The 24,109-nt window shown below is 54.7% G+C and carries 18 protein-coding genes and 2 tRNA genes; 7 read left to right on the top strand and 13 right to left on the bottom strand.

The annotated features are described in order from the left end of the window. The first annotated feature begins 50 nt into the window (after positions 1–50). The 3 genes from CGZ80_RS28965 (at position 51) to CGZ80_RS10590 (ending at position 2,658) form a co-directional block, all read left to right on the top strand. Complete coding sequence (locus CGZ80_RS28965) at positions 51–458, top strand: hypothetical protein (protein WP_198953668.1); 408 nt, start codon at positions 51–53, stop codon at positions 456–458. After that, entirely contained in the window at positions 455–1,186 is a 732-nt protein-coding gene (locus CGZ80_RS28255; protein WP_198953667.1) for a hypothetical protein, read from the top strand. The genes CGZ80_RS28965 and CGZ80_RS28255 overlap by 4 nt, the downstream gene beginning before the upstream one ends. Positions 1,187–2,184: 998 nt before the next feature. Next, positions 2,185–2,658, top strand: coding sequence for a hypothetical protein (locus CGZ80_RS10590; RefSeq protein WP_143543851.1), 474 nt, complete (start codon positions 2,185–2,187; stop codon positions 2,656–2,658). A 615-nt stretch (positions 2,659–3,273) separates the two neighbouring features. Here CGZ80_RS10590 and CGZ80_RS10575 read toward each other — a convergent pair. Together CGZ80_RS10575 and CGZ80_RS10570 are read right to left on the bottom strand one after the other, a co-directional pair. Then, positions 3,274–3,347: transfer RNA gene (locus tag CGZ80_RS10575), tRNA-Asp, on the bottom strand. Positions 3,348–3,495: 148 nt separating this feature from the next. After that, positions 3,496–3,569 (bottom strand) — tRNA-Asp (locus tag CGZ80_RS10570). 548 nt (positions 3,570–4,117) lie between these two features. Here CGZ80_RS10570 and CGZ80_RS10565 point away from each other — a divergent pair. After that, entirely contained in the window at positions 4,118–4,444 is a 327-nt protein-coding gene (locus CGZ80_RS10565) for a DUF6793 family protein (RefSeq protein WP_094414117.1), read from the top strand. 1 nt (position 4,445) lies between these two features. On the opposite strand, the gene CGZ80_RS10560 is transcribed toward CGZ80_RS10565, so the two are convergent. Beyond that, entirely contained in the window at positions 4,446–5,378 is a 933-nt protein-coding gene (locus tag CGZ80_RS10560) for a carbohydrate kinase family protein (protein WP_158222646.1), read from the bottom strand. A gap of 93 nt (positions 5,379–5,471) precedes the next feature. Here CGZ80_RS10560 and CGZ80_RS10555 point away from each other — a divergent pair, with 93 nt between their 5' ends. Next, complete coding sequence (locus CGZ80_RS10555; RefSeq protein WP_094414113.1) at positions 5,472–6,581, top strand: hypothetical protein; 1,110 nt, start codon at positions 5,472–5,474, stop codon at positions 6,579–6,581. Positions 6,582–6,602: 21 nt separating this feature from the next. Here CGZ80_RS10555 and CGZ80_RS10550 read toward each other — a convergent pair whose 3' ends face one another. From CGZ80_RS10550 to CGZ80_RS10525, 6 genes are all read right to left on the bottom strand, one after another. After that, positions 6,603–8,183, bottom strand: coding sequence for a hypothetical protein (locus CGZ80_RS10550; protein ID WP_094414111.1), 1,581 nt, complete (start codon positions 8,181–8,183; stop codon positions 6,603–6,605). Between the two features lie 154 nt (positions 8,184–8,337). Then, a complete protein-coding gene (locus tag CGZ80_RS28595; RefSeq protein ID WP_233148353.1) occupies positions 8,338–10,284 on the bottom strand; it encodes a divalent metal cation transporter in 1,947 nt (648 codons plus the stop codon). A 238-nt stretch (positions 10,285–10,522) separates the two neighbouring features. Further along, positions 10,523–11,332, bottom strand: a complete 810-nt coding sequence (locus tag CGZ80_RS10540; RefSeq protein WP_094414109.1) for a serine protease — start codon at positions 11,330–11,332, stop codon at positions 10,523–10,525. A gap of 83 nt (positions 11,333–11,415) precedes the next feature. Next, positions 11,416–13,974, bottom strand: coding sequence for a hypothetical protein (locus tag CGZ80_RS10535; RefSeq protein WP_094414107.1), 2,559 nt, complete (start codon positions 13,972–13,974; stop codon positions 11,416–11,418). Positions 13,975–14,087: 113 nt separating this feature from the next. Then, positions 14,088–15,680: a methyltransferase gene (locus CGZ80_RS10530; RefSeq protein WP_094414105.1), complete on the bottom strand. Its 1,593-nt coding sequence runs from the start codon at positions 15,678–15,680 to the stop codon at positions 14,088–14,090. 55 nt (positions 15,681–15,735) lie between these two features. Then, a complete protein-coding gene (locus CGZ80_RS10525; protein WP_143543850.1) occupies positions 15,736–17,079 on the bottom strand; it encodes a tetratricopeptide repeat protein in 1,344 nt (447 codons plus the stop codon). Between the two features lie 196 nt (positions 17,080–17,275). Here CGZ80_RS10525 and CGZ80_RS10520 point away from each other — a divergent pair, with 196 nt between their 5' ends. Further along, positions 17,276–17,875, top strand: a complete 600-nt coding sequence (locus CGZ80_RS10520) for a hypothetical protein (RefSeq protein WP_094414101.1) — start codon at positions 17,276–17,278, stop codon at positions 17,873–17,875. Positions 17,876–17,881: 6 nt separating this feature from the next. Here CGZ80_RS10520 and CGZ80_RS10515 read toward each other — a convergent pair whose 3' ends face one another. Then, positions 17,882–18,904: a zinc-binding alcohol dehydrogenase family protein gene (locus CGZ80_RS10515; RefSeq protein WP_094414099.1), complete on the bottom strand. Its 1,023-nt coding sequence runs from the start codon at positions 18,902–18,904 to the stop codon at positions 17,882–17,884. A gap of 2 nt (positions 18,905–18,906) precedes the next feature. Next, entirely contained in the window at positions 18,907–19,746 is an 840-nt protein-coding gene (locus tag CGZ80_RS10510; RefSeq protein ID WP_094414098.1) for an amidohydrolase family protein, read from the bottom strand. Between the two features lie 408 nt (positions 19,747–20,154). On the opposite strand from CGZ80_RS10510, the gene CGZ80_RS10500 reads away from it, so the two are divergent. Continuing rightward, positions 20,155–21,012, top strand: coding sequence for an RNA polymerase sigma factor RpoD/SigA (locus CGZ80_RS10500; protein ID WP_409994541.1), 858 nt, complete (start codon positions 20,155–20,157; stop codon positions 21,010–21,012). A 128-nt stretch (positions 21,013–21,140) separates the two neighbouring features. On the opposite strand, the gene CGZ80_RS10495 is transcribed toward CGZ80_RS10500, so the two are convergent. Together CGZ80_RS10495 and CGZ80_RS10490 are read right to left on the bottom strand one after the other, a co-directional pair. Next, complete coding sequence (locus CGZ80_RS10495; RefSeq protein ID WP_094414092.1) at positions 21,141–22,358, bottom strand: hypothetical protein; 1,218 nt, start codon at positions 22,356–22,358, stop codon at positions 21,141–21,143. A 225-nt stretch (positions 22,359–22,583) separates the two neighbouring features. Next, a complete protein-coding gene (locus CGZ80_RS10490) occupies positions 22,584–23,456 on the bottom strand; it encodes a DUF2314 domain-containing protein (RefSeq protein WP_409994540.1) in 873 nt (290 codons plus the stop codon). Positions 23,457–24,109 lie beyond the last annotated feature (653 nt).

Here is a 24,109-nt window from a genome sequence, read left to right as displayed (position 1 = left end):
TAGCGGACGCACTTTGCTGATTAAAAACCGAAATTGATTAGGAGTTCAACATGTCGAGTATACCACGGCCAATTCTTTCCCCTGTCGAACTGTTCGGGCACAGGCTATGCAACCGTCTGGCAGTCGCCCCGATGACCCGCGTGAGTGCCAGCGTCGACGGACTCGCGACGGATCGCATGAAACGTTACTACTGCGAGTTTGCTCGCGGTGGCTTTGCAATCGTCATCACAGAGGGGACCTATACGGACAATGATGGCAGCCAGGGCTACGACCGCCAGCCTGGTATCGCCAATCGGCGGCAAGCCAACTCCTGGGTGCCGATCGCCACTGCGATCTCCGATCACGGGAGTTTGGCCATCATGCAACTGATGCACGCGGGCGCGTTGTCGCAAAAGCGGGAACCCGGTCGCATCATCGCATCATCGCACCGTCCGCCGTTCCGCCGCTCGGCGAAATGATGCGAGAATACGAGGGCAGCGGTCCGTATCGGTTGCCTTCGGCCATGACGACGACTGACCTAGCGGAAGTTCGCAAGGGCTTTGTATCAGCGGCAAGACGCGCACGGCACGCCGGATTCCACGGAGTGGAGATTCACGCTGCAAACGGTTATCTGCTTGACCAGTTCATCACCGAATACACCAATCGCCGGAATGATGAGTACGGCGGATCAGCATCGGGACGGATTCGGTACCCGGCAGAGATAGTTGCCGCTGTTCGCGATTCATCACCCGCTGACTTCGTGGTTGGAGTGCGCGTTTCGGAGGCAAAAGTCAACGACTTCAACTATCGCTGGGGTGGAAAGTCCGTCGCCGAGACGTTTTTCGTAGCACTTGCTGAGGCTGGAGCAAGCTATATCCATGTGGCTGGCGAAGGCCGCGGTTTCCGCGAGTCGAGTTCAGACAAGCGAGAGCCGCTTTCTACGATGGCTCTCAGGATTACCGGACTGCCAGTGATCGCCAACGGTGGGCTAGCTGATCCGGATCTCGCTGATGACGTGATCCTTGACAAACACGCTGACTTGATTGCGCTCGGACGCGCCGCGCTGGCAACACCCGATTGGCCTCGAAGGATTGCCAATAGTGAACGGGTCATCGCATTCGAGAATGAGATGATTTCGCCAAGTGCATCGATCGAAAACACCGACGCGTGGTTCACTCGGAAACTTGCTGATGACGTGTATGGCTGACTCGTTGAAAAGCATCCGTATGTGAGTCCCGCATTTTTCCTTCGCATGAGACAATCGAAAGGGCCACATCGCTTTTCGCGTTGGCCCCGATGTAGGGAGACGTTGACGACAGATTCGATTTAAGCAACAGCCTGCTAAAAACAAAGTGACTACCGTGCAGGATGAGAACGGGGTGCGGTCGCGGCACCACTCAGTTCGGCGTCGAGGGAAATGAGCGATTCTTGCCAAGGTGATCCCCAGGCTGTCTTCGTCGGTGATAGCGACGTGCAGCCCGGGTATCGATAATTAATGGATGGTGCCATCCATCATCCAGAAAAGCAAGGTGTATTGGAACCACGACTCTCGAAGTGCAACAAACGGTCGCTGGCCTTCTGCCGGAAAGTCACAAAAGGTACGCGGACTCGTTTTGGTCGATTGATCGTCTTTCCGGGGCGTTGGTACAGTTTTGAGGATAACGATTACTCATTCCTTCAATCCCTTTTCCGGCTGGATTCCAAGGGCGACGCCCGAAAACCACCGGGTGAAATTGACCTTCGGCCAATCGTTGGCTTTGCATTGATGTTCCTGCGGCGTTGCCGCAGGCTACGATGATTGAGGCCTTCGGCCAAAGTTGAGCGGACCGACGATGGCCCCGAAATCGCTTGCCATGATTTTGGGGCAACTTGGAATCGATGATTCGGTGTAGCGTGACGTAGTTTGGGCCTGGCCCAAGTACTTCGACATGGCCTCGTGCATTGGTCGTTCGAACTCGATGCTAGAGCACACAAGGCAACAGGTCGCCAGTTTTCATCGCCGCCAATCGACCGCAACGGCATGCGTCGACAAGCAGGCTACGATGATTGAGCCTTCGGCCAAAGGTGAGTGGACCAACGATGGTCCCGAAATCGTTTGCCAGGATTCTGGGGTAACTTGGAATCGATGATTCGGTGTGGCGTGACGTAGTTTGGGCCTGGCCCAAGTTCTTCGACAAGACCTCGTGCTCCGGTCGTTCGAACTCGATGCTAGAGCACACAAGGCAACAGGTCGCCAGTTTTCATCACCGCCAAACGATCGCAACGGCATACTTCGACAAGTGCGGCTCTGAATTGGCTTGCCATTGGCAGCGCATCCCAAGGCACCAAACCCGGGTGGATCGCTGGGCAATCGGGATCGTGGTACACCAACCGACTTTCGGGGCATCTTTTGCAAAGGACTTTGAAATAAATATCGAGATAACCGGCGAAACCGAGACGCTGATCCAAGCAGTTCTCGCGGAACGTGCCAGCTGCGGTGATGCCAACGACTCTATCCGGATGCTCATTCGAGAAGACCAACTCACCAGAGCCTCTTTGCCGGCAGCACTGCAAGACCAAGCCGCTGCCCTGGAGAGCCTCGCAGTCGAAGGCCTCGAAAGCGGAGATTCGATCGCCATGGATTCAAAGTTCTGGGAAGAACGGCGCCGGCTGGTAAACGATGGTGGCCCCGCTGAATGAAGCGACAACTGCGCATTCAGCCTGCTCACCGAAATGCCGTTCATCGGTGTCGCCTGCGACGGATTCTTCAACTCGCCAAAAACGCAATGGCTTCGAATATGGCGACTCAAACGATTACCCAATCATCAGATTCTCTCTCGCGTCTCCGATGAAACCGTCCTCGTAGTACGAATCATCCACGCCGCACAAGACAAGAGCAATCTGACCGAGTCGAATGAGACGCACCGTTGTAAACACCGAAGAAGGATGCTTGAAACTCGTGTCGGTCTTGATGAGCAGTCCTTGCCGCGATCGGCAGTTCATTCGACGTCGTAGAGTATCCGAATCAGCGATTCTAGTTTCGCAACTTGAATCGGGAACGCGGTCCGGCATTCGTCAATCTTGCGACGCGCATGCGCCCCACAGGCTGCGAACGTGATTCGCGAGTCATTACGGAGATCGATGATAAGTTCACTTCGCCGATCACGCCAACTCGGGAAGACCGAAACGGTTTGCCGAAAAACAGCTGCCCCTCGGCGCCCCGCGCGACGATCGACTCGACGCCGATACGATCGCTGAGCTGTGGAGCGAATGCCCCGAAACGAAAAAAGCCCCGATCGAAATCGGAGCTTTGAGCGACGCGGACGGGACTCGAACCCGCAACCTCCGGATCGACAGTCCGGGGCTCTAACCAATTGAGCTACCGCGCCTTCGGTTCAAGAACAATGACGTTCTCAACCTGGGGTTTGATTTGTGGTGCAAGCGAAAAACGCGAGCGTCTTTTCAGCTTTCCCTGCACTGGACGATGCCGTGCGCAAGAAAAAAGCCCCTGAGTGTTTTGGGGGCTTTAACAGCCAGCGACGCGGACGGGACTCGAACCCGCAACCTCCGGATCGACAGTCCGGGGCTCTAACCAATTGAGCTACCGCGCCGAAGTTTGAGAGGTGAACAACTGCCACTCTCAACTTCGTAGGTGCGGGATTATATCGCTGAGGAATACCGCTGCAAGACCAAGCTTCGGCGTATTGTAAATGTTTCTTGAATGTTCCCTGTCCGTTTTTTTTCGCTGTACACCATTCACTGAAAACGCAGTTGGCGACGAAGTCGGGAAACCCCGAGAAAGACCGCCTTTTCAGAGCAGCGCCGCTAAGCACAACCTAAAGTTGCTCGCTTAGAAATCTTTTTGGGGCAACCAATTTGAACCCTCTAACTTCGCCATCCACACATGTCTGGTCTCCCTCTGCTGGTTGCATCGGTTAGCTCACTCTTCCGTGACTTCAGCAACGAATTAAGCTCGTACATCAGTCAAATGAACACGACGCACTGGGGGATTGTCGCGGGTTGTGCCGTCGCCTTCGGTTTTTTGTGCTTGAAAGGCACGAATGTGAACCGATAAGACGTTAGAGAACGTAGTACAACTAATCCCCGACAAAGCTCGGTTTGTAACTTCCCGATGGCCGCACCATGACAAGGTGAGACGATGCCCCTGTTCGAAATCGAAACGAGTTCACACATCATCATCACCTGGGCGGAACACGAACAGGCCGCCCGCGATGTCGTTTTCGATGCCTACCCCAACGACGAAGTCATTCGATTGACGAAGCGTCCACGTGATACCTGGGTGATCAGCAAAGGCGCTTTGGGATTGACGAACACGACACTGGATCCGTGCTTGGTCGCTCGCGAATGCCTCAATCGCTCCGCAGGCGACAAAGTCAACGCGATCCGGTTGTACCGAATGGAAACGGGTAGCGACTTGGAACAGGCCCGAAAGGTGATCGAGTCCAACATGGTGATGGGCTGGTAGTTCATTCTGTTTTGCCGGAAGGCTGGTAAGACAGGCCACCGACACCAGCCGCGTTTTTTCCGGACACCTCCGCCGCTAGCTGCGCACAACTGGCCCAATCCTGACCCTGGCACATCCCGGCTAGAAATGCGCCGTGAAAGGTGTCGCCACAGCCAGTCGTATCCAAAGCCTCGTCGCTCCCGATTGCGGGTTGATCGAAGCTTTTTCCCGCACTCGATACAAAGTGGCTTCCGCGTGCACCGTCCGTCACGCCTACGACTTCGCAGCGTAGATCTTCGGCCATGAAAGCTGTCAGTGCCGCCAAATTTTGCCTGACCGCGGCGCGCTTGGTGACGGCCTCGAAATGTGATTCGGCAAACTGCCGCGCAACAATCACGACGTCCGACGCTCGCATCAGCGGCACGACTTCATCGCGATAGCGATAGGCACCACCATCGAACGAGACAAGCGTGCGGTTCGCTTTTGCGACCTCAACCGCGGCATGGCAGATCTCTGGATGTCGTCCATTGAGATGAAGCACTCGGGCCTTTGCGACCGCTTCAAAAATTGCTTCCTGCCATTTGATTTTGTCACAAGCGGTACCGGGCACAAACACAATCGTGCGTTCGGCGGTTCTCGAGTCGGACCAGATTGACGCAACCGAAGTGGTTCCACCGGGCAAAACTTGCATCAAATCCGTGTTCACTGCTTCGACATTGAGGCGGCTCATGATCGCTTTTCCTGAGGAATCGTCGCCAACGCAATCGACCATTCCGGCCCGACAGCCCAGACGCGATGCCATCGCGATCGCCACCGTCACGCCACCCCCAATCCCTTCGACCAACCGCTCTGCACGGACGACTTCACCCGGCGCAGGCAGGCTTGGCACCAGACAAATACTGTCCCATACGGACACTCCAATTCCAATCAGATCCAAAGTTTCGCACTCCAACATCAGCGGCGATTTTTCTATCAGCGTACACTGAACCGCCCTTTCGATGGCACAACATGACGTTGCTGCCATCATGTTCGCTAGCCGCCCTGCCGCATGCCTGATTCGATCAACCCATTCGCACCACCGCCTGAGATCGAAACGCCGCTTGAAAAGCGCTTTCAAGACGAAAGCGATCCGCTGCAAAGCGGCAGCTGGTTCAACAGCGATTGGTCACGCGATGGGCTGAAATCCCGGATGGTGGACGATCGAAAACAGGTCTACTTCGTCTGGCTGATGGTGACCGCCTGTTTGTCGGCGGGACTTGCGGCACTCTTTCAGCCTTCGTTGTTTGTTCTGATCTTGCCAGCGGCATTTGCGCTCGCAGTCACTTGGATTGCGAACATCGGCCTTTGGGACGATCGGCGATTCTGGCGGCGATACCCTGCGTTTGCACAACCCGTCGAAGGTCGCATCACCAAACGTTCAATCTTCGTCCGCAGCCGGCACTGCGTTCTCGCCGCCCTTTTGAATCAGTCCCAGGCCAAATTTGACGATCGAAGTAACACGCTACGGTTGTTGCTACCTTTCGCAACCGAGTCGGTTCGGTTGGTTGCCAGTGACTTTACCAGGGTGCTATCCGATTCCGAATCGCTGGACTCAGAAGTGCCTTTGGAGCTTATCCGTCAAGGGCTTCGATCCAGCGAGACAATCGACGTCACCTTTCGATTGCGCGACAATGATCTGAATGATCGACCGCGTCAATTCAAGCGTTGGTCGGCCGTCGCGCTGATCCAGCTTGTCTGGACGCTACTGGTGTTTGGACAATTCTTTCCGCTCGCATGGCTCAACACTGGCAACACGGCGTCTTTGATTCGCTTCCCGGCAACCTGGATCGTGGTTTATGGCATCGGCGTCTTGCTAATCTTTGCCTGCTTCTACTCGATCATGCGGGCTGACCTAGGCGAGTTTCGATGTTCCGTTGCGTCGGATTGCGTGATTCTTTCCAGGGCTGCCTACCAAAGTTGTTACGGTTATACGAACGAAGCGCTCCGACACTTTCGCTGGACAACGGCAGGTTTAGAAGTCCGGCTGCGCCAGGGTCGTCTACTGATGCTGGTTCCTCGAAACTCGTTCAAGCGATCCGATCACGACCGACTCGCAGTTTGGTTCGATAAAGAACTTGAGCCACCCGACGAAGATTACTTCATCGGACCACTGCTGTAGCGTGGCCCGTGTCGCTGTTGGCTAAGACGCGGTGTCCGTCCCTTGATCCACGTCCTGGTGCTCGGAGGCAGCTACTTGCCGTGGTGAACTTGGCTGTGCTTCGATCAGGTTTGTCACCGAACTCGAATTGGCGACCAAGTCATCTTTACGTGTCATCGGATGAGATTGCCGCTGGTCCGTTGCACGCCGCGATTGATCGGACTGATCGCCGACCCGACGATTCTGTGTTTGCACGTGGTCACTCCACCGTCGACGACCGTGTGACTGTGCTGGCCCCGGGGCAATCAAAAACACCGTGCCGAGCCCAAAGATCAGCCCCGCCATCATGGCACCCATCGTTGTCGTCACTGTCCCCGGTCCGAGTGGATTCTCGGAGACCTGTGGGGGCCCAAGCTCCGCAACCAAACTGGTCGCCAAAGCAGCAGATCGATTGGCGCGAGCATCAGCAAGACGCTGGTCTGCGGCCGCAAGCTGTTCGGTACGCTGCGTCAACTCCGCATCGATTTCGGCATACGATGTTCGTGCGGTGGCAAGCATCTCAAGCTTTCGCGACAGATCGTTGACCCTGTTGTTCAGCTTGTCCAGTTCGACCTGCTGAAGTTTCAGCGACGGTTCCATCGCAGCAATCACAGAAACAGTCTCCTGCATGATCCGCTCACGGATTTCATGTTCCGTTGCGATCGCGGCCTTCCGTTTTGGATTCAACATCGTGTAGACGCCTGACAGTTGGCTGGATTTCAACTGGGCGTCAATCAATCCGTCTTTTAATCGCAGCAGGGACGGCTGACTGGTCAGCAAATCACCGCCACTGATCAACAATCGTTGTGGGTCTTTCGAACTGGCGACCAACAGGTCATACAGCGCTTGCATTTTTTTCAAATCCAATTCGGCAACCCGCTGTTGTTCCTTGGTTGTCTCCAGAATTCGACGCAGGTTACTGTCACCGCCGTAGGTGTCGTTCAACTTTCGAAGCTCGCCGAGATCCGCACCGAACTGAACTTCGATTTCGTGTATCTGCGATGCCACGCGATCCAAGTTGGCTTTCGCCAGATCACGGGCATGGCTCAATTCAATGATCACGCTGTCCGCACGAACGCGCCGAACGTCGCGCAAGTGTTTGGTCAGATTGTCGAACATCGCCTGACAGAAACTGATTGCCCGCTCGGGTGACTCTGCCTTGACGGCCAAGTAAACGACCTCTGTGTTGCCAAATTCAGCACCTTGCGGGGCAAGAATGTTGACGGACTTTTTAATCGCGCCGTCAACGTCCGAGATCGTCGGCCAAGTCGCCGAATCTGCACCTTCTGGTGGTCCGATTTGCCGAAGTGCGGCGGCGACAACTTCGCGATTCTGGGCCATTTCCAAAATCGTTTCCTGTGCCGCTTTCAATTCCGTCTGACTCGCGAAACGGCCCAATCGATCGACCGCACGCGTTGCTTCATCACGGACAACCAGTGGCTGACGCGCCGAATAGACGTCTTTCGAAAACAGAGCGTAGACACCGCCCAAAAAGCCGAACACGATCACGGCGCCAATCCAGAGCGGTGCGAACAACACCAGGATATTGCGAATGTGTTTCCAAGGAATAGGCGGTGCAGACATGGTCAGCCGAAGATGGGTATGCGGAACATTCGCAAAACCCTAGGAGCGCAATACCTTGCAACTCGAATCACCAGACTGCACTGTGTGGCGCGATATCAGGGAACCGAAACGAATCTGTCGATTGTTCCGGTTATCCCAACTGGCCCTCTAACCGTTATACCGCTTCGGGTGGGGACGGCTTTCGCAGGAAGAACCCGATCACGAGAGCGATACCATAGACAACCAACATGCCCATCACCGCAGGAAAGGCAACCGGATCATTGATCTTGTTGTAGATCGCTGACGAAGCGGCGACCACAGCGCCAGCGACCGCGAACAACATCAGCACGTTCCAAATCAGCATTCGTGCCCCGGTCGGCTTTTCGTCACCCAGAATACGCTTGTTGTTCATCATCAAGAAGAACGTGATGTAGGCGATCGGCAGCAACATCATGCCAAAGTTACTCGCAAAGATCGCCAACCAGAACTTGGTATCTGGGTCGGCCCAGAACTTCCACCACATCGCGCCGCTCAAACCGGCGACCAAGCAGCCGATCACAAAGGGGGCGGTGCCATCGGGCTTGCCAAGCATCTCGCGGAACGCGAATCCGTTGATCAACATCAGAATGACGATCGTCGAAAATCCCATGCCGAATACACCAAGCCCGAAAACCAAGTTGGCAAGCTTGGCCCCCAACAGTGGCTCTAGCGTCGATGACAATTGAAACGCGTCACGTTTGACTAGCGCCAAGGCCACTCGTTTCTCTTCGATCGAAAGCTCAGCGGCCTGGTTGAGCGCGACCACCTCAGGAAGTGAGCTGACCGCGGGGAACTCGATCACCGGCTGGATTCCGGCGACCGCATTGATTAGGTCCAGCGAAGATGGCGCCGGTTCATCCGAGACCGACTGTAATGCCTTCGTGACCTTTTCGGAATCATCAGGTGACAAGCTCGTGCCGACGGACTCATTCGCAGATTCGATCGCCGACTGCACGTCCGCCAGATCGCTGCCATTGGCGTCCGAATCGAACTCGACACGAGCGAGTAACGATCCTTCGACGCCTTTGAAATAAGGACTCGCGTGCATCGTACTCAGCTGATCGCTCGATAGCTCGGCATCGATTTTGTTGTGCATCGATGCCGCGGCGGCAATGACGACGCAGCTGGTCACCAAAACATAGGGGATCGCCATTCCGGTCGACAAATCGAACCGGGCGAGCCCACGGAACGGCTTGTCCCAGCCGCGAGCTAGCATCGAATATGGCAACAAGAACGTCATATTGATACCGACAGCGGTTGCTGCCGCAGCGATCATCACCGTCCGTTGCTGGTCAACCAATTTGCCGCTCCAGAACTCAGACGCAGCCGGCTCCAGCGAAGCGACGACAGGCCCCATCTCGCCTGCCGGCTGTGACCATTGTGATAGATCGGGAATGAACCCGGCCAAGATCGCTGCGAAATCGAGCTGTCCCTTGGCGGCAAGAATAATCACGACGCCGAAAAAACAGATCACAACCATCCCTACCAACGACTTCAGGACGATGTCGAACGCCTTCGCCGCACGTCCCTGCTTCGTGTTCAACAGGACGACAAAACCGGCCGCGAACAACAGGATGATCGATACAACGATTTGTGTGCTTTTGTCGTTGCCAAGTCCGCCGCCGGCAACAGCGGCTAGGTTTTTGTCGAGCGCGTCGTAGCACAGACTGAATTGCGGCATACACCAAATAATGTTGGCCATTGCCGTTGCAATCACCCAGCCCCAGCCGAGCGCCGGGTTGATTTCGCTGTTGATGGCTTCAAACGGACGACGCCCCGTCGACAGGGTCACATAACTGATCGCCGACAACATGATGACGCCCATGATGATCGCCATCAGCTGCAACCACATCATGCTGGTTCCGCCGAGCACGCCCAGAAACAGTGCCCCTGCGAGTGAGCCTCCGCCGAGGGTGATCGCGGCTTGCAACCAGCCTGGTCCCGATAATTTGATAAAAGCCTTGAGCGGTCGGCCGGATGCCTGGGCATCTAACAGGATCTGGCGATTCGCTTGGACTTTGGCATCACCGGCACTGGTTCCGGCGTCGTGAGTCTCGGGAGATTGCGACGGACGATCGGACATCGAAAAGACAAACCTGGAGGGGAAGGAGAGGCGGGAGTGCAGATTCGCAGGTCGAAATATAATCGATCGCTCTGCAAATGTGTGTCAAGAAGCTGCGTCCAGAGGGGCTAGAGAACGCATGAGCGCACACACGAACCGGCCAAACCGCAAACTTGAGCGACTGTTTTAAGCGACAAGTTGAAATTGTCCCAGCGGGGGATCGAACGCGATTCCATACGAGACCGCTTCGGCATCCGCTCTAGTCTGGCCGCGATTCATCAGAGGGCTCGCGAGTATCGCAGGCTTCACGATCCAGCATCTCAGCGATCACTCTCGCAGGAACCATTTTTGATAACTTGGCGCCACTCTCATCAGCGACCACGCCGATGTACATGCCAATGATCTGGAACGACTCCGTCTCCGCGTCTACGACGAAAGCGGGACCACCGCTGCAACCTTGGGCGACCGTGGGCGTGGAAAAAATCACGGGCTCTTTCCCCCAGCGGTTTTTGCTCGTCAGTTCCTTCGAAGCGATGTTCCCAACGATCACCAACGCTGACATCGGCGGCGCCGCTCCCAACCCTACCGGATAACCCACCGATTCAATTTGTGTCGTCCGCCGAGGAAGTCTGCCGTCGAGTACATCTCGCGGCATCGCAAGCTCAGACAACTGCAACAAATACGGCTGCCCTTTTTCACTCGCAGCCAATTTGGCGATCGCCAAGTCGGATGTCTTGTGCAGCGTCCAGGGATTCGCATCGGACGGAACCAAAAGCATCAGCGACACCCATTGTGACTTTCCTTTCGAATCGCGATACAAAACCCGGCTATTTTGATTCGTTTCTTCGCTCGCGTGCGCCGCCGTGATCAGGTACAGGTCACCCTTGTTTTCAATGAGGAATGCCGAACAAAGTTTGCCAGATTTCTGTTTCTCGGAGTCCGGCGATTGGATCGCAACCACACGGTCCCAACGTTCAATTTCATCGCCACTTTCTTCGTCGCCAGAACACACGCCGAAACAAAGCGATTGAGCAAACAAGAGCGTGACGACGCAGCGTACAGCAGTCATATCCCAGTACTTCTACTTTTTGAACCAACCTATTCCGTATTGCGGGCGTGAATGGTAGCACAAAAAAGCTGACTTCACGCGAATCAGTGCGTCACTGGCAATCCGTTTTGCCTTTGGAACCACCGCGAATACCCGATTCGTCGCAACGCTTCGTCTCCCGCTTCACTCCACAGATCACGTTCCTTTTTGAAATACCAGGGGATTGCGGGGCCTTGGTAACCATGTTCGAGAAGCACACGATACGCCTTGGCGGCGTTGCCCCGGCGACGTTCAAAGCGAACTCTTGTGAGCACAAATCGCCAATCATTGATCGGAACCACTGCCGACAATTGGTGATATGCATCTTCGTACGCTTGATTCTGCAGTTCCAAATCCGCAATCGGATTTTTGGCCAGAACTTCGGGCAGCTCGCGGTATCCGATCGCGCGAACCCGACGGTAGAGCGCATCGGCCAGCCAAGCAGAATAAATCTGCACCGCCTCGACAGCAGCCTCGCCATCATGCAACACACCTTCATCGCGTAGTGCACTCAAGCGGTTTTGACAGTGCTTCACCACCCAGTCGCATTGTTCAACGATCAAGTCAAGTGATTGCTTTCGCAATGACGGCTGATCGAGCGCCAAGAGATAGCGCCGTCGTGCGGCCAAATCGTCAAGACGATCGGCGGGCAATCGCATCGAAGCCAATACTTCATCGGGTGTGATCCCCGCTTCCACCAAACGCTGAATCTCGGCGTCCAACGTGTCGTGGTCGTAGTACCATAACCATGTTCGGGCCACTGTCTCGGCACTTGGCGGAAACTGCAACCGGATGTTTCCGATGACGGACCTACTGTCGGCAGCGTGCACCTGATGCCAAATCTCATCAACACCATCTTCGTGGAATTCGCCCACGTTAGCGCGAAAGTGAACGACCGGCATGTCAGCCTTTGTTTCGCGTTCAGGAAGTCGTTTCCAATCCAATCGGTCGGCAGATTGTGGCATCGCGGTCGTTTGAACAAAACGCGGTGCCTGAAGTTGACTACCGCCGCCAAAGTCAACACGCTGCACTAGAATCCAATCTGCTTTTGGGTATGCGTCCAAGTATTCTCCGATTGCCGAAGGTTCATTGGAACGCCACCCCGACTCGGAAAACGCCCAGATGACAAAGTCCGAGGATGCAGCGTCTGCGATAGCGCGGTCAGGATCGAAGAAAACTTGCAGCCCCGGTCCTCCGGTAGCACGACCTCCGGTAGCCTGTCCGTCGGTAGCACGACTGGGACCGTCAGTTGAAACCTTGTACCACCATGAAGCGACGCTCGATCCGTTTCCAATCAGCGACTTCGCCGCGTTACGAACAACGTCCGGAACAAGCTCTGGATCAGAATCGATCAATCGTGAAATCGCGAACTTCGGCTCACTCTGAAATGTTTGCAATCGGATCACGCCTTCGTTGTGACCTTTCGCACCAGAAAACTCCGCTTCGATCGACTTGGCCTTCTTTGGCACCCGAACCCTTGCCGTGAAACCATCACTCGCTGGCGCTGGATTTCCGAACGCGGCAGATTCATGACCTGCGTCCTCTTTCAAACGCACCTCAGAAACAAGCCGGTATTGATCCCTCGGGAAGACTTTCCGCCAACCTTCGCTTTGAGTCGAATTTGCATTTGTGGTCGCTAGCGCAATCTGCTTTTCAGACCATTGCCCGTTTTCGATTGTGATTGGAATTGGCGACATCGCAGCCAACCGACCGAGCTTCGCCTTTAATGTAGATGTCGCTTCGATCTGCGAAGGCAATGTAATCAAGATCGCTTCGCAATTCGCTTGACTCGCCGCCAGAACTGCGGGGCCAAGTTGCCCCAACAATCCAGCTTCATCCAAGTGCGGCCCCGTCAAATACACCATTTCAAACGCGAGCCCGTCACTGACCTTTTGGCTCAGGTCGACGCACTCTTTTCGAATCGCGGTTCCAATTTCCGCAACCGACAGAGTCAAACGCGTTGCCGATTGCAAATTAGTTCCTGAATCAGATTTAAGCTTGACGAGCAACGTCGTATCGCCAGATTGCCGTACGCAGCCCCCGGTTCCTTCTTCAATAGCCACTTGAAAACATTCCCCGGCGTCCAGTCGCAGATCACAATTCCAGTCAGCAGCAATCGAAACGACGCCTTTCTCACCGATCCCTGCAACGAGATCATTCGGCAACTGTGATTCGCTGATCGTTGGAAGCAGTGTTTTGAGTGACTCCGCTCGCTCAAGCTTGGCCAAAGTGCTTTGGCGTCCGTCCTGATCCGGCCGATTGGTTCCATTGGCAACGCCCAGATAAACGCGACTGGATTGATTCAGCACCCAAGAGTCCGGAAGCTGTAGCGTTCCCCCACAGGCACCGCTACAGGAACGCCTCGCGGCATCAAACGCTTGATCCGTTTTCAAGATCAGCTGGTACGTACAATGCGATTCGATCCCTGGAATCCATTCGACCACCCGCGATTGAAACAGGTCTGGCCCCTCAGGAGATTCCGCCAGATCCAGCCAACCGACCCGCGGCCCGTCCGCGAACGCTGGCACACTGCCCGAAACACCGAACGTGTTAAGAAACAAGAAACCTGCAAAGAAAGCGAGTGAGGTATCGCGAGCGTAGGAACGAGCCGGGGGCCTCGACATAGCACAAATGATGATTCGATGGAGATGCGTAATTGATGGAACCGCACCTACATCTTAACGATCGATCAACGCTTGTCTCAAACCCCAGGTCGGACCGGCGGGTTGGCTAACGATCAGTCGGAAAATGGTGTGTCTTTCGGAGACTGAGCCGGTATTCCATGGCTGTGAACGCGAATTGGATTGACGAACGTCGAGTCCTCGACGACGCGTACACCCTGTCGGCACAGGACACCAGTCCGCATCATCGCCTTCGTTATTTGCAAACCTTGTGCAAAACCGGACTCCAGCGGGAGGCCAACTTGGTTCGAAAAGCTCTCCAAACAATCAGCCACGCACAGAGAACCGTCGAACTTCGCCAGCAGACTTCGGACGTATTGATCAATCCCGATCGATACAGGAATTCCTTCGTCAACATGCAACACCATCGAATTGTTTTCCCAGCGAACCCCGTTGAACGATGACTCGTCCACCATGCGGGTTCCCTTAGCGACCGTCAAACGACTGTTCAAGATCGCCGCATCACCGCTGGGATCAAATAGCAAGTCCCTGGTTTGGAACCCTTGGCGGACAGCGTCGCCAATTTGTTGACGAATGGGCTTGGTCAATTGAGTGACGTCAAACCAATTTGCACCATTGCGTCGCCGCATAAAGATGAAGCCGCCTTGGATCGCTTTCACCTTCTTTTCAGCAAAGTACGCTTCCCATTCGGCTTGCTTTTCGAGCAATTCCTTCCGATCCGTCGTCGACTGTCGAAGCGTCGCGGCGGCATAGGTCGACGGCAATTGGCGATTAGCCGGCAACACCCAAACGTCGCAACCATTTTCTAAGAACCACCCCCTCAAACGTTCCTCAGGATCTTCATCTTCGGTTTCGACCCACTCGCAAATCGTTTGGAAGTACCCACCGTCTTCTAAGTAGTCGGGAATCGCTTGAAACATCGTCCGCACGAACCCGTCGAGCTCCAGCGGATTGAACCGATAGCTTGTAAGTGATTCGGGCGAAATGATAAATGGCGGGTTGCTTAGAATCAGATCAAACTTCTTGCCACGGACCGCACTAAGCATGTCCCCTGTCACCGCAGTCAGGTTGCGGTATCCGTTTAATGACGCGTTGAAGCGGGCATAGAATTCCGCGCGTGGATTGACGTCGGTCGAATACACGTTCTCCGCATACTCACAAGCCATCATGCCGTGCAGCGAATAGCCACCGCACAGATCGAGTACGCGTTTCACCGGTTGGCGAATCGATACCGCACTGAGGTGCAACGCCGCATCACACAGCGTCGGAACGTAGCCTTCTTTGTCTTGGCTTTCCAGCGTTTGCAAGTCTGACGCCATCAAGTAATCGCCGACCGGAATGACCAGTGAGCGTGGCGTTACCTTCAGTGAATGCTCTTCCAGCAGTCCACAGCGGCAACACAGACGTAAAAAGGATGCCGGAAGAGTCTTTCGAGCGACTGCCGAATCAAGGGTGCGCCCCAAGAAGAACAACTGAGCCAAGCAACAAAACAAATCGTCTTGATCCGCAAACGCTTCCAGCACCGAAGGCGGTGTAAGCTCTGCCGGTGGTGGCACGAGTAACCCCGATCGCTCGCGAACCGCCGATTCCGTATAGCCCGCGTTGGCAAAAACTTCGCGGATCGCCTTGGAGTCTTCAAGGTTCAGCGTTCGCGGTGTCGGAGCTTGCAACATGTCGGTTCGTTTCATCAGACTTCAGCGGTTTAAATTGCAGAGGGATTGCGATACAGCTTTCTAGGACGACTTACTTGGTCGCTCGCTTTGTCGCCACAACAAGGTATCCCGTCACCGGAACCTTGCCTTCATTACGCACGTGCTCTTCAAGAATCTGCTCGATCTCAAACCCGGATTCTGACAGCCACTGCGAGAACACGGTTTTGTCGTGTTGATAGCGTCCAGATGTTCCTAACCGGTATCCGTTGGGGGATTGATCTCGGTCGGATTCATCCATTTTTTCCATGCTGAAGATCAGCCCACCATTGGGTCGTAATGCCATCGAAGCGGCTTCGAAAGTCGATCGGAGATCACCGATGTAGATAAACACATCAGCCGCAATCGCTACGTCAAACGGCTGGCCGCAGGTCGACAGATAATCGGTCAACTCCGCCTGGACCAACTCGTCATATCCGCCACGAAGCTGCGCCTTGGCGAGCATCTCTTTGGAAAGGTCGACGCCGACAAGTTGACTTGCGACTTCGGCAAGGTGGGGCTGACAAAGTCCTGTTCCACAGCCAAGGTCAACGATGTCCGCGGTTTGCTTGCCACTTCCTTGGACAAATTCCTGAGCCAATGCGCCCAAGCGTTCTGGCACCGAATACTCGAGATCTTTGAGCACTTCATCAAACGTTGCGGCAAACTCGTCAAACGCTTCCCGCACATACTCTTTCGAAACTCGCTCCGGCATTTCGGTTTGGTCACCGCAAACGGCGAGAAAATGCTTTGCAATGGGGTCTTCCGGTGACAACACCAAGCACTCGCGATAGATCTCCGCCGCTTCATCAAGTCGATCGAGTGATCGAAGAACCATGCCCTGCCGGTGACGAATCTTTACTCGCTCAGGTGCCGCCTCGACCGCCGTGGAGAATGCGACCAACGCTTCCTCGGAACGCCCCAGTTTATGCAACGTGTCGCCAAGTGAATCCCAACCATCAGCATTTTGCGGTTCGAGCTCAGTGACTTTGCGATACGCGTGCTCGGCATACAGCAGATTGTCTGCCTGGCAAAGGACATGCCCAAGATTCAACGAGGCTTGCGAGTAGTCGGGTCGCAGCTGAATCGCGTTTTCGTAGGCACTGATCGCTTCCTCGAATCGATCGAGTTCGACCAGCATGTTGCCAAGATTGTTGTAAGTGACAGGCTGGTCGGGGTACTTCGACAATGCCAGCTCGGTACGCTTGACCGCCAACGGCAAATCGCCAAGCTGCGCCGCGATCACCCCCAAAAGCTGCAGCGAATCGGCATGATCCGGGTCGTCTTTCAAAACCGCTTGATAGAGGGATTCGGCATCGGTGAGCTCGCCTTCCCGATGCAAGTCCATCGCTTTTTGAAAGCGTTCCTCAACGTCGACTTGAATCTCACTGCTGGTCATCAAACGGTTCCTGACGGCTAGTTTTATTCGTTACCCAGAATCGATAAATCGACCTTTACCGTTGCAGGCTTCAATGTCAGAGAATCATTCGAATCAGAAAGGCGAGAAGTTGACGCCCTACCGTCACCATGCGGGTAGGGTGAAAAGAGCAGTCAAACTGCGAAGTCTAGGGCAAGCCTGAAGCGGGGAACAATTGATGGCAATCAACATCGAATCGGTATTTAGCTCCGGCGGAAAACCGATGCTGGAAATGCTGACGCACTGCGTATTTTCCATCAATAGCGACGTGCTTTTCTCGTTTCTCGTCCGCGAGTTTCAGACGCGACCGACCGCACAGGCGGCTGTCGTGTTGCACGACGTTTTCTGTGTGACCCAATCGCCGATGTGTCTGTCCGACAATACGCTGATCGTCCCCAAAGATTGGCGGTTGGCCAACGAAGTGGACCGATTCCGAAAACAAATCGAACGCGCAAACGACGAGGCGAACCTCGAATCGGAACCGTTGGCTGACGAAGCCGATGGCGACGTCGGATCGGAACAGACGGTGGAGCCAGTCACCATTGAGATTCCGCCGCGATATCTGTTTGACGCAGTCGCCAATTTCGTCAAGCGTTTGCCTGCGGGAGGCCACGCGAAGCTGCAGGGCTACTACGACAGTTCCAAGTCGCCCAGCGAGAATCTGCCCAATGGCGAACTGTCAGCCGCCCAACGAATTTTTGTCGACAATGTTTGGGTGCCACGCGTACGACCGGCGCTGATTGCGGCCGGATTTTGGCGAATGTCAACCGTCGGGTAATTCTTGTTACACCGTGATCACTGCTTTGATCACACCCGTTTCTGGTTTGGTGTACGAATCAAAGTCAGTCAAAATCGAATCCATGTCGCTGCGATGTGTGATCCAAGGGTCGGTATTGATAAGTCCCTGTTCGATCAGACCGATAATCCGCGTGAAATCACTGGGCAACGCATTCCGTGAAGACAAGATCGAAGCTTCGGGTTTGTGCATCGCTGGATGCCGGAAGCTGATCTCGTCCGTTGTGATGCCAACGTAAACCAGCGTTCCGGTCGGTGCCAAATACGACAGTGCGTGCCCCATCGAATGGCGGTTCCCCGTCGCATCCACGATCGTTTGGTAAAAATCACTATCGGTCAATTGACGCATCCGGTTCTCTTCGCTGCCATCACCAACAAACTGAATCGTGTTTTCGATACCGTAGTTGCGGCGTACAAAATCCAGTCGCTCTGGATTCATATCCATGACGCTGACCTTGGCTCCGGTAAATTTTGCAAACTCGAGCGTAGCCAACCCGATCGGCCCCATCCCGATGATTAGCGCGTGGTCAGCCGGACGTGGATTCGCCCGATCATTCGCATGGCAACCGATCGCCAGCGTTTCGACAAGTGCAAGCTGGTCATACGAAAGTTGTTTTGCTGGATGCAGTTTGTCTGCACGCACTAGAAACGATTCGCACAGGCCTCCGTCGCACATCACCCCGATAACTTTCAGATTCTGGCAACAGTTCGTCGCGCCACGCCGGCAGGGATAACAGGTTCCACAGTTCATGTAGGGCTCGACACTGCATGCGTCGCCTGCCGCAACATTGCTCACGCCTTCACCGACAGCGAGAACTTCCACACCGAGCTCATGTCCAGGAATTCGGGGGAAATCGAAGAACGGGAACTTGCCGAGATAACAACTGATATCGGTCCCACAAACGCCCATCCGATGGGTTCGTACCAGTGCTTGGCCCGGTCCTGGCTGTTCGGGTGCGTCGATTTCAATCGGTTTCAGCGTTCGGACTTCACTGATTTGGATGGCTCGCACGTTCAGGGTTGCTCCAGTTGATAGGTTTCGATGGCAGTGGAAGAAAACAGTTGTTGTTGTTCGCTGCTCGACAACTTACCGGCCAATGATTGGGCCGTGTGAAGCCATCGCGTGTAATCCGTTCGGAGCAAGCAAACCGGCCAATCACTTCCGAACATCAATCGCGCTGGGGTAAACAGCTCAAGAACGGTTTCCCAGTACGGGCGAATCAGTTCCTCGCTCCATTCGGGATCTCGCACTTCGGTCGCCACGCCACTGAATTTGCACGTGACGTTTGGAAAAGCGGCGAGTGCACTCATGTTTTCCTGCCACGGGGAATCGAACACTTGCCCCGCGATGGTGGGCTTGGCGATATGATCGATCACCATCGGTATGTTGGGATGACAACGGACAAATTCGATTGTCGCGGGAAGCTGCCGGGCATAGACCAACACGTCGTAAACTAACCCGGTGCCTTCGAGCGCATCAATACCACGGTTAAATGCATTGTTCAGGATGAATCGATCATCGGGCTCGTCTTGAACAACGTGACGGAAACCCCTCAGCTTTGAATGGGACGAGAAGCGTTCGATTTGCGATTCAATGTCTGCCGACTGAAAGTCTACCCATCCAACCACGCCGTGAACCAAGTCCAAGTCGTCGGCAAGATCCAATAGGTCTTGAGTTTCATCGAGCGTTTGTCGGGCCTGCACGGCTACAAACCCATCAACGCCATTTGCCGCCGCCAATTCGCGCAGCTCTGTCGACCAAAAATCCTGCTTCAATGCGGGCATTGCCTCACTAATCCACGGGTAATCCGCTGAGGTATAACGCCAAAGATGGTGATGGGAATCGATCAACATTTCGTCTGAACTCGATGCAACGTACTGGCTATTACCGACCCATATTCTTGCGAGTCGATCAGTAAACGTGAAGTTGGCCTCTCCGGCAAGACGCGACTGACACAGCGACTCGGCTTCAGCCGCGTTTTGTGTGTAATCGGAAGCACATGAATAATTGGTAAGGGCAGCAAACCCATACACATTTCACGGATACTTCAGTCGGCTGGCGGTTGCACCCGATGGATTGCGTACGGCGATCAGTGAGATGATGTTTGCGTTCGAAGATCGGTCACCTTCCCTTCCGATCTCTTCCCTCGAACCTTTCGAAACGCTGATGGTTGTGGCACCAAACAACGAACAATTACTGTAAGAATCTCCATGTCCGATTTTGCTGCTCCACAGGTCGATCCTGATTTAGCTGACGTCAAAATGGTCCGCAAATCGACCACTCGCAGGACTGATGCGGCACAGTCTCCGTTGGAAACGTACCTCCGTGAGATCAACGAAACCGCGCTGCTGACCGCTCAGGAAGAACTGGACCTCGCGTCGCGTATCGAACAAGGCGACGTCGAAGCCCGCGATCGGATGGTTCGTGCGAACTTGCGTTTGGTCGTGAATATCTCACGCGGCTACACCGGCAAAGGCCTTAGCCTGCAAGACTTGATTGAGGAAGGCAATCTTGGTTTGCTTCGCGCTGTCGAAGGGTTTGACCCGACCGTCGGAACCCGCTTCAGCACCTACGCCAGTTACTGGATTAAACAGTCCATCAAACGCGCGTTAATCAACAGCGCCAAAACGATCCGTATTCCGGCCTACATGGTCGAACTGCTTAGCAAGTGGCGACGTGCGACGGCGCGGCTGAGCGAAGAACTCGGACGCACACCAACCAACGAAGAAGTCGCGCGCGTTCTGGGGCTGCCCAAAAAGAAACTGCCGATCATTCGCAAAGCGATTCGAATTAGCAACAGCACCCCGCAAAGCGATCAAAGCGAATCCGGTTGGTCGCTCGGCGAAATGGTGATGGACGAGCGTCTGAAAAGCCCCGACGAGATGTTGCTCGACCACGACATCTTGCATCACGCGATGGAACTGCTTGACGACCTCGAAGAACGCGAGGCGATGGTGCTCAAACTTCGTTTCGGACTTGACGGTGCCGAGCCAAAGACGCTGAAAGAAATCGGCGCCGAACTTGGTTTGACCCGTGAACGTGTTCGCCAAATCGAAACCGAAGCCCTCCGCCGTTTGGCCGATGGCTTGACCGACCCTCGCGAACGCTTCCCCGGTTAGTTTCGCTGTCGCTCCTTCCTGCGACCGAATCCTCTCGCCAACAACACTGGCGTCCAACGAACGGATGGCGAACTCACCTCGCCATCTTCAACTCCGCTCGGTACTCAGTAGCACGTTGTATTCGATGCCTACTGAATCTGGACAAACATTGCTGGCAGCTTTCGCGATTCTGGACGTGTCTGCCGCGAAGGCGATCGAGGAGCCTCGTTTGCGATACGGCGATTCTGGTGCGACTTAAGCGTGCTGAGCTGACGTCGCAATTCCGGCCAGCGACTGCCAAGTCGATTCCACTCCGATGCCAAGGAATCGGCAGCCGTTTGAACCGATTGATCAATTGCCCGCTGCAACGAATTCGCTCGGTCGAGCTGACGGCTCAGTTCCTCTAGTCCAGCTGGAGGTTTGATCTCCAGGTTCATCTTCTTCAAGATCGGTTGCAGGGCCTTGTCCGCCAACAATTCGAGCGGTTTCAAGACGACACCAAGGATCTCGCCCGGCTTCTCCAAAATCTCGCGGATGCTGAACCGTAGCGTCTTCTTGGAAAATGGCACCTTGATCGACAACTGCTTGCCCAACGTCCGGTCCAGTTTTCCAACGGTTGTCTCCGCTGGTTTCAGCTTCTTCTCAAATTCATTCAGCGATCGCTCGAATTGGTCGTAAGCCTTCATGATGCTCGCGAATTGATTGACACGGTGGACCATCGCGGTACAGCGTCGGCTCGCTTCGTGCAACTTGCTAGTGACGTTGTGAATGGGACCGCTCACAGAACCGACTGATCGATCGAACAAGTTAGACGCACCTGGGATACGTCGGCTTTCCATCGCCAAGGCGACCAGCTCTGTCCGCCACGATTGGACGTTTGCTCGATAGGTGCGAACTTTTATCCGCGACGATGTGATGCCTTGGTCCAAGTCAGACAACTTGCGTTTCAGCGGCTTGAGCACTTGCTTCTCGCACTCGTCCGACTTCTTCCGCAGCGCATGCAACTGGGTTTGAATTCGTTGCAAGTTTTTCGACAGTGTGCGAGCGAACGTGCGGACTTTCGGAATCGAATGGTACGGCTTGAGTTGATCAACAAGTTTCTTAAGACGATCATCCATCGAACGAATCGCCCGTGCGGCGTTAATCGCATCGCCGACGCTGCTTTTAGCCGATCGGACGGTCGATTGAAGCTCCGCCAACTCGTGATCCAATTTGACGGCGTCCGATTGCAAAGTCCCTAAATCGGTTTCAACCCGCCGGCTCTGCGGCATGTCGCTGGGAATTCGTGACGCCGGCGCATTGCCCGCGGTCATAATCAGCAATGCGACAGCAAGATATTTCGCTAGTCCAGTGTTCAGGAGTTTCATCGTTAGGCTCGTGGTGGTGTGGATTCGATTTCTGATCACACACACCTGCGTGCCCAAGCCCCAGACCCCTTAACAGCTTTTTTCAGGGGTGAGAAAAAAGCGAGCAGCCGGAGCCGCTACGCCGCGGGCCCCAACCCCGACACGCCGCGTCCGCTCCGCGACAGGTGCGGCAAAGAACGATACTTTCGGCAGAGAGCACAGCGACAATGGAGAATCAACCGACCACTAAGCCGCGCCGGCTTGCTCCAGTCGTTCCATGACCTTCTTCCAGCCCAGACTCTTGGCGAGTCGGTACGCCGTCATTCCGTTGGGTGCCTCGTGCTTTGGATCAAACCCTTTTTCCAAACAGACCTCGACGCCATCGAGCGATCCCGCAAGGGCGAGCTGCTCCAAGAAGGTGTAGCCATGGTCGTCTGCCTGTCGCATCATCTCAGGGTTTTCGTCGATCGATTCGGCCAACGACGAACGCATATTGATGGACATCGGGTGTTCCATCGCTGCGACCTTTCCATAGTCCTGCGGCGTCGGTTTGGTTTTCCCAAAGCTGAAAAGACCTTTCTTTGCCGATGCGGCGTCTCCAAGGTAGTCCGGTGGTACCAGGTTGATCGTACCGACTTCTCCAAAGTCGTAGCCCCAAGCGTTGTCATGCTCCTTCCGCTCACCTTTGCTCATTCGCGAACGCAGCACGTCGACGGTGAACCCGCCATACACTTCGCCGCCAACGACGTACATCCAATCGAAAATCTGTTTTCCACGGATCTTCACCCTGTCGCCCTCTTTGACAGACTTCAGTGCCATTGGCGAATTGATCAGCGTGCCTTCGACCTCGCGTCCGTCGAAATCGATATCGATCAGCCACATGTGCTCGACCTCGGGCCCATCCGAAGGCTCCGTTCTCATTTCGGGCGGATCGCTAAACGTCCCTTTCACCGCGGCCAACTCCAATGCCGGAACGATCCGTCGCCGCTCCCACGACATCTCGCGCCAAAAGAACCGGAAACTATGGCGGGCTTTTTGAGCGGCGGCTTCCATTTGTGGATCGTCACTCGGTGAATTGAAAACAGGGCTTTCCGAAGGCGAGTTCTTAGACGTAGACATGGCGACCAACTTCGATTGAGCGATAAATGAATGTAAAACGCCAAAACAACCTGCCAATCGTACAGCAACATCACCCTCCAGTGTTGCAGAATCCCCCTTTCCCGTGCCGATTACGGCGCCACAACCAACAACAAGCACGACAAGCAGCTCAAATTCTGTCGGCACTCCGCCTATCGACGGCTTCAATCAGCTCATCGGAAAGCCACCGTTCGCTCGCTTCGCGACTTTCTAGTTCGCTCAACCGCTAGCAGAACGACTTCTAACTAAGCATCTGCATGGGGCCGCATCAAGCTGCGTCGGATTTAATGCGTACACGCATGTTAAATACGTATTGCGGTATCGATTAGCTGAACGCCTTGCCGTGCCGATCCGCTGCCAAACAGTCCGGGTGGACGCCGCTTGGCGTCGTTCAAAACCCTCAACTCCATCCACCCGATTGGATAGTTTGACACAGCATGGGCAGTACATGAGAACGTTTGCCTAAGAAATAGGCATCTAGATTCTGTTTACGATTTCTGATGCAAAACCGGTGCGCAGGGGGCCTAATCGCCCTACCTCACGCCTTTCAGAACGTCCAGAAAAAACGGACAAATAGACAAATTTAGTGCGGAATCGAAAAGCACTCTTAAAGTTGTTGAAGGGATTCTATTTCC

This window comes from Rhodopirellula sp. MGV (assembly GCF_002251265.1).
Taxonomy (GTDB): domain Bacteria; phylum Planctomycetota; class Planctomycetia; order Pirellulales; family Pirellulaceae; genus Stieleria; species Stieleria baltica_A.
The sequence above is the reverse complement of the archived record's forward strand: the minus strand, read 5'-3'. Positions and strand labels throughout refer to the sequence as shown.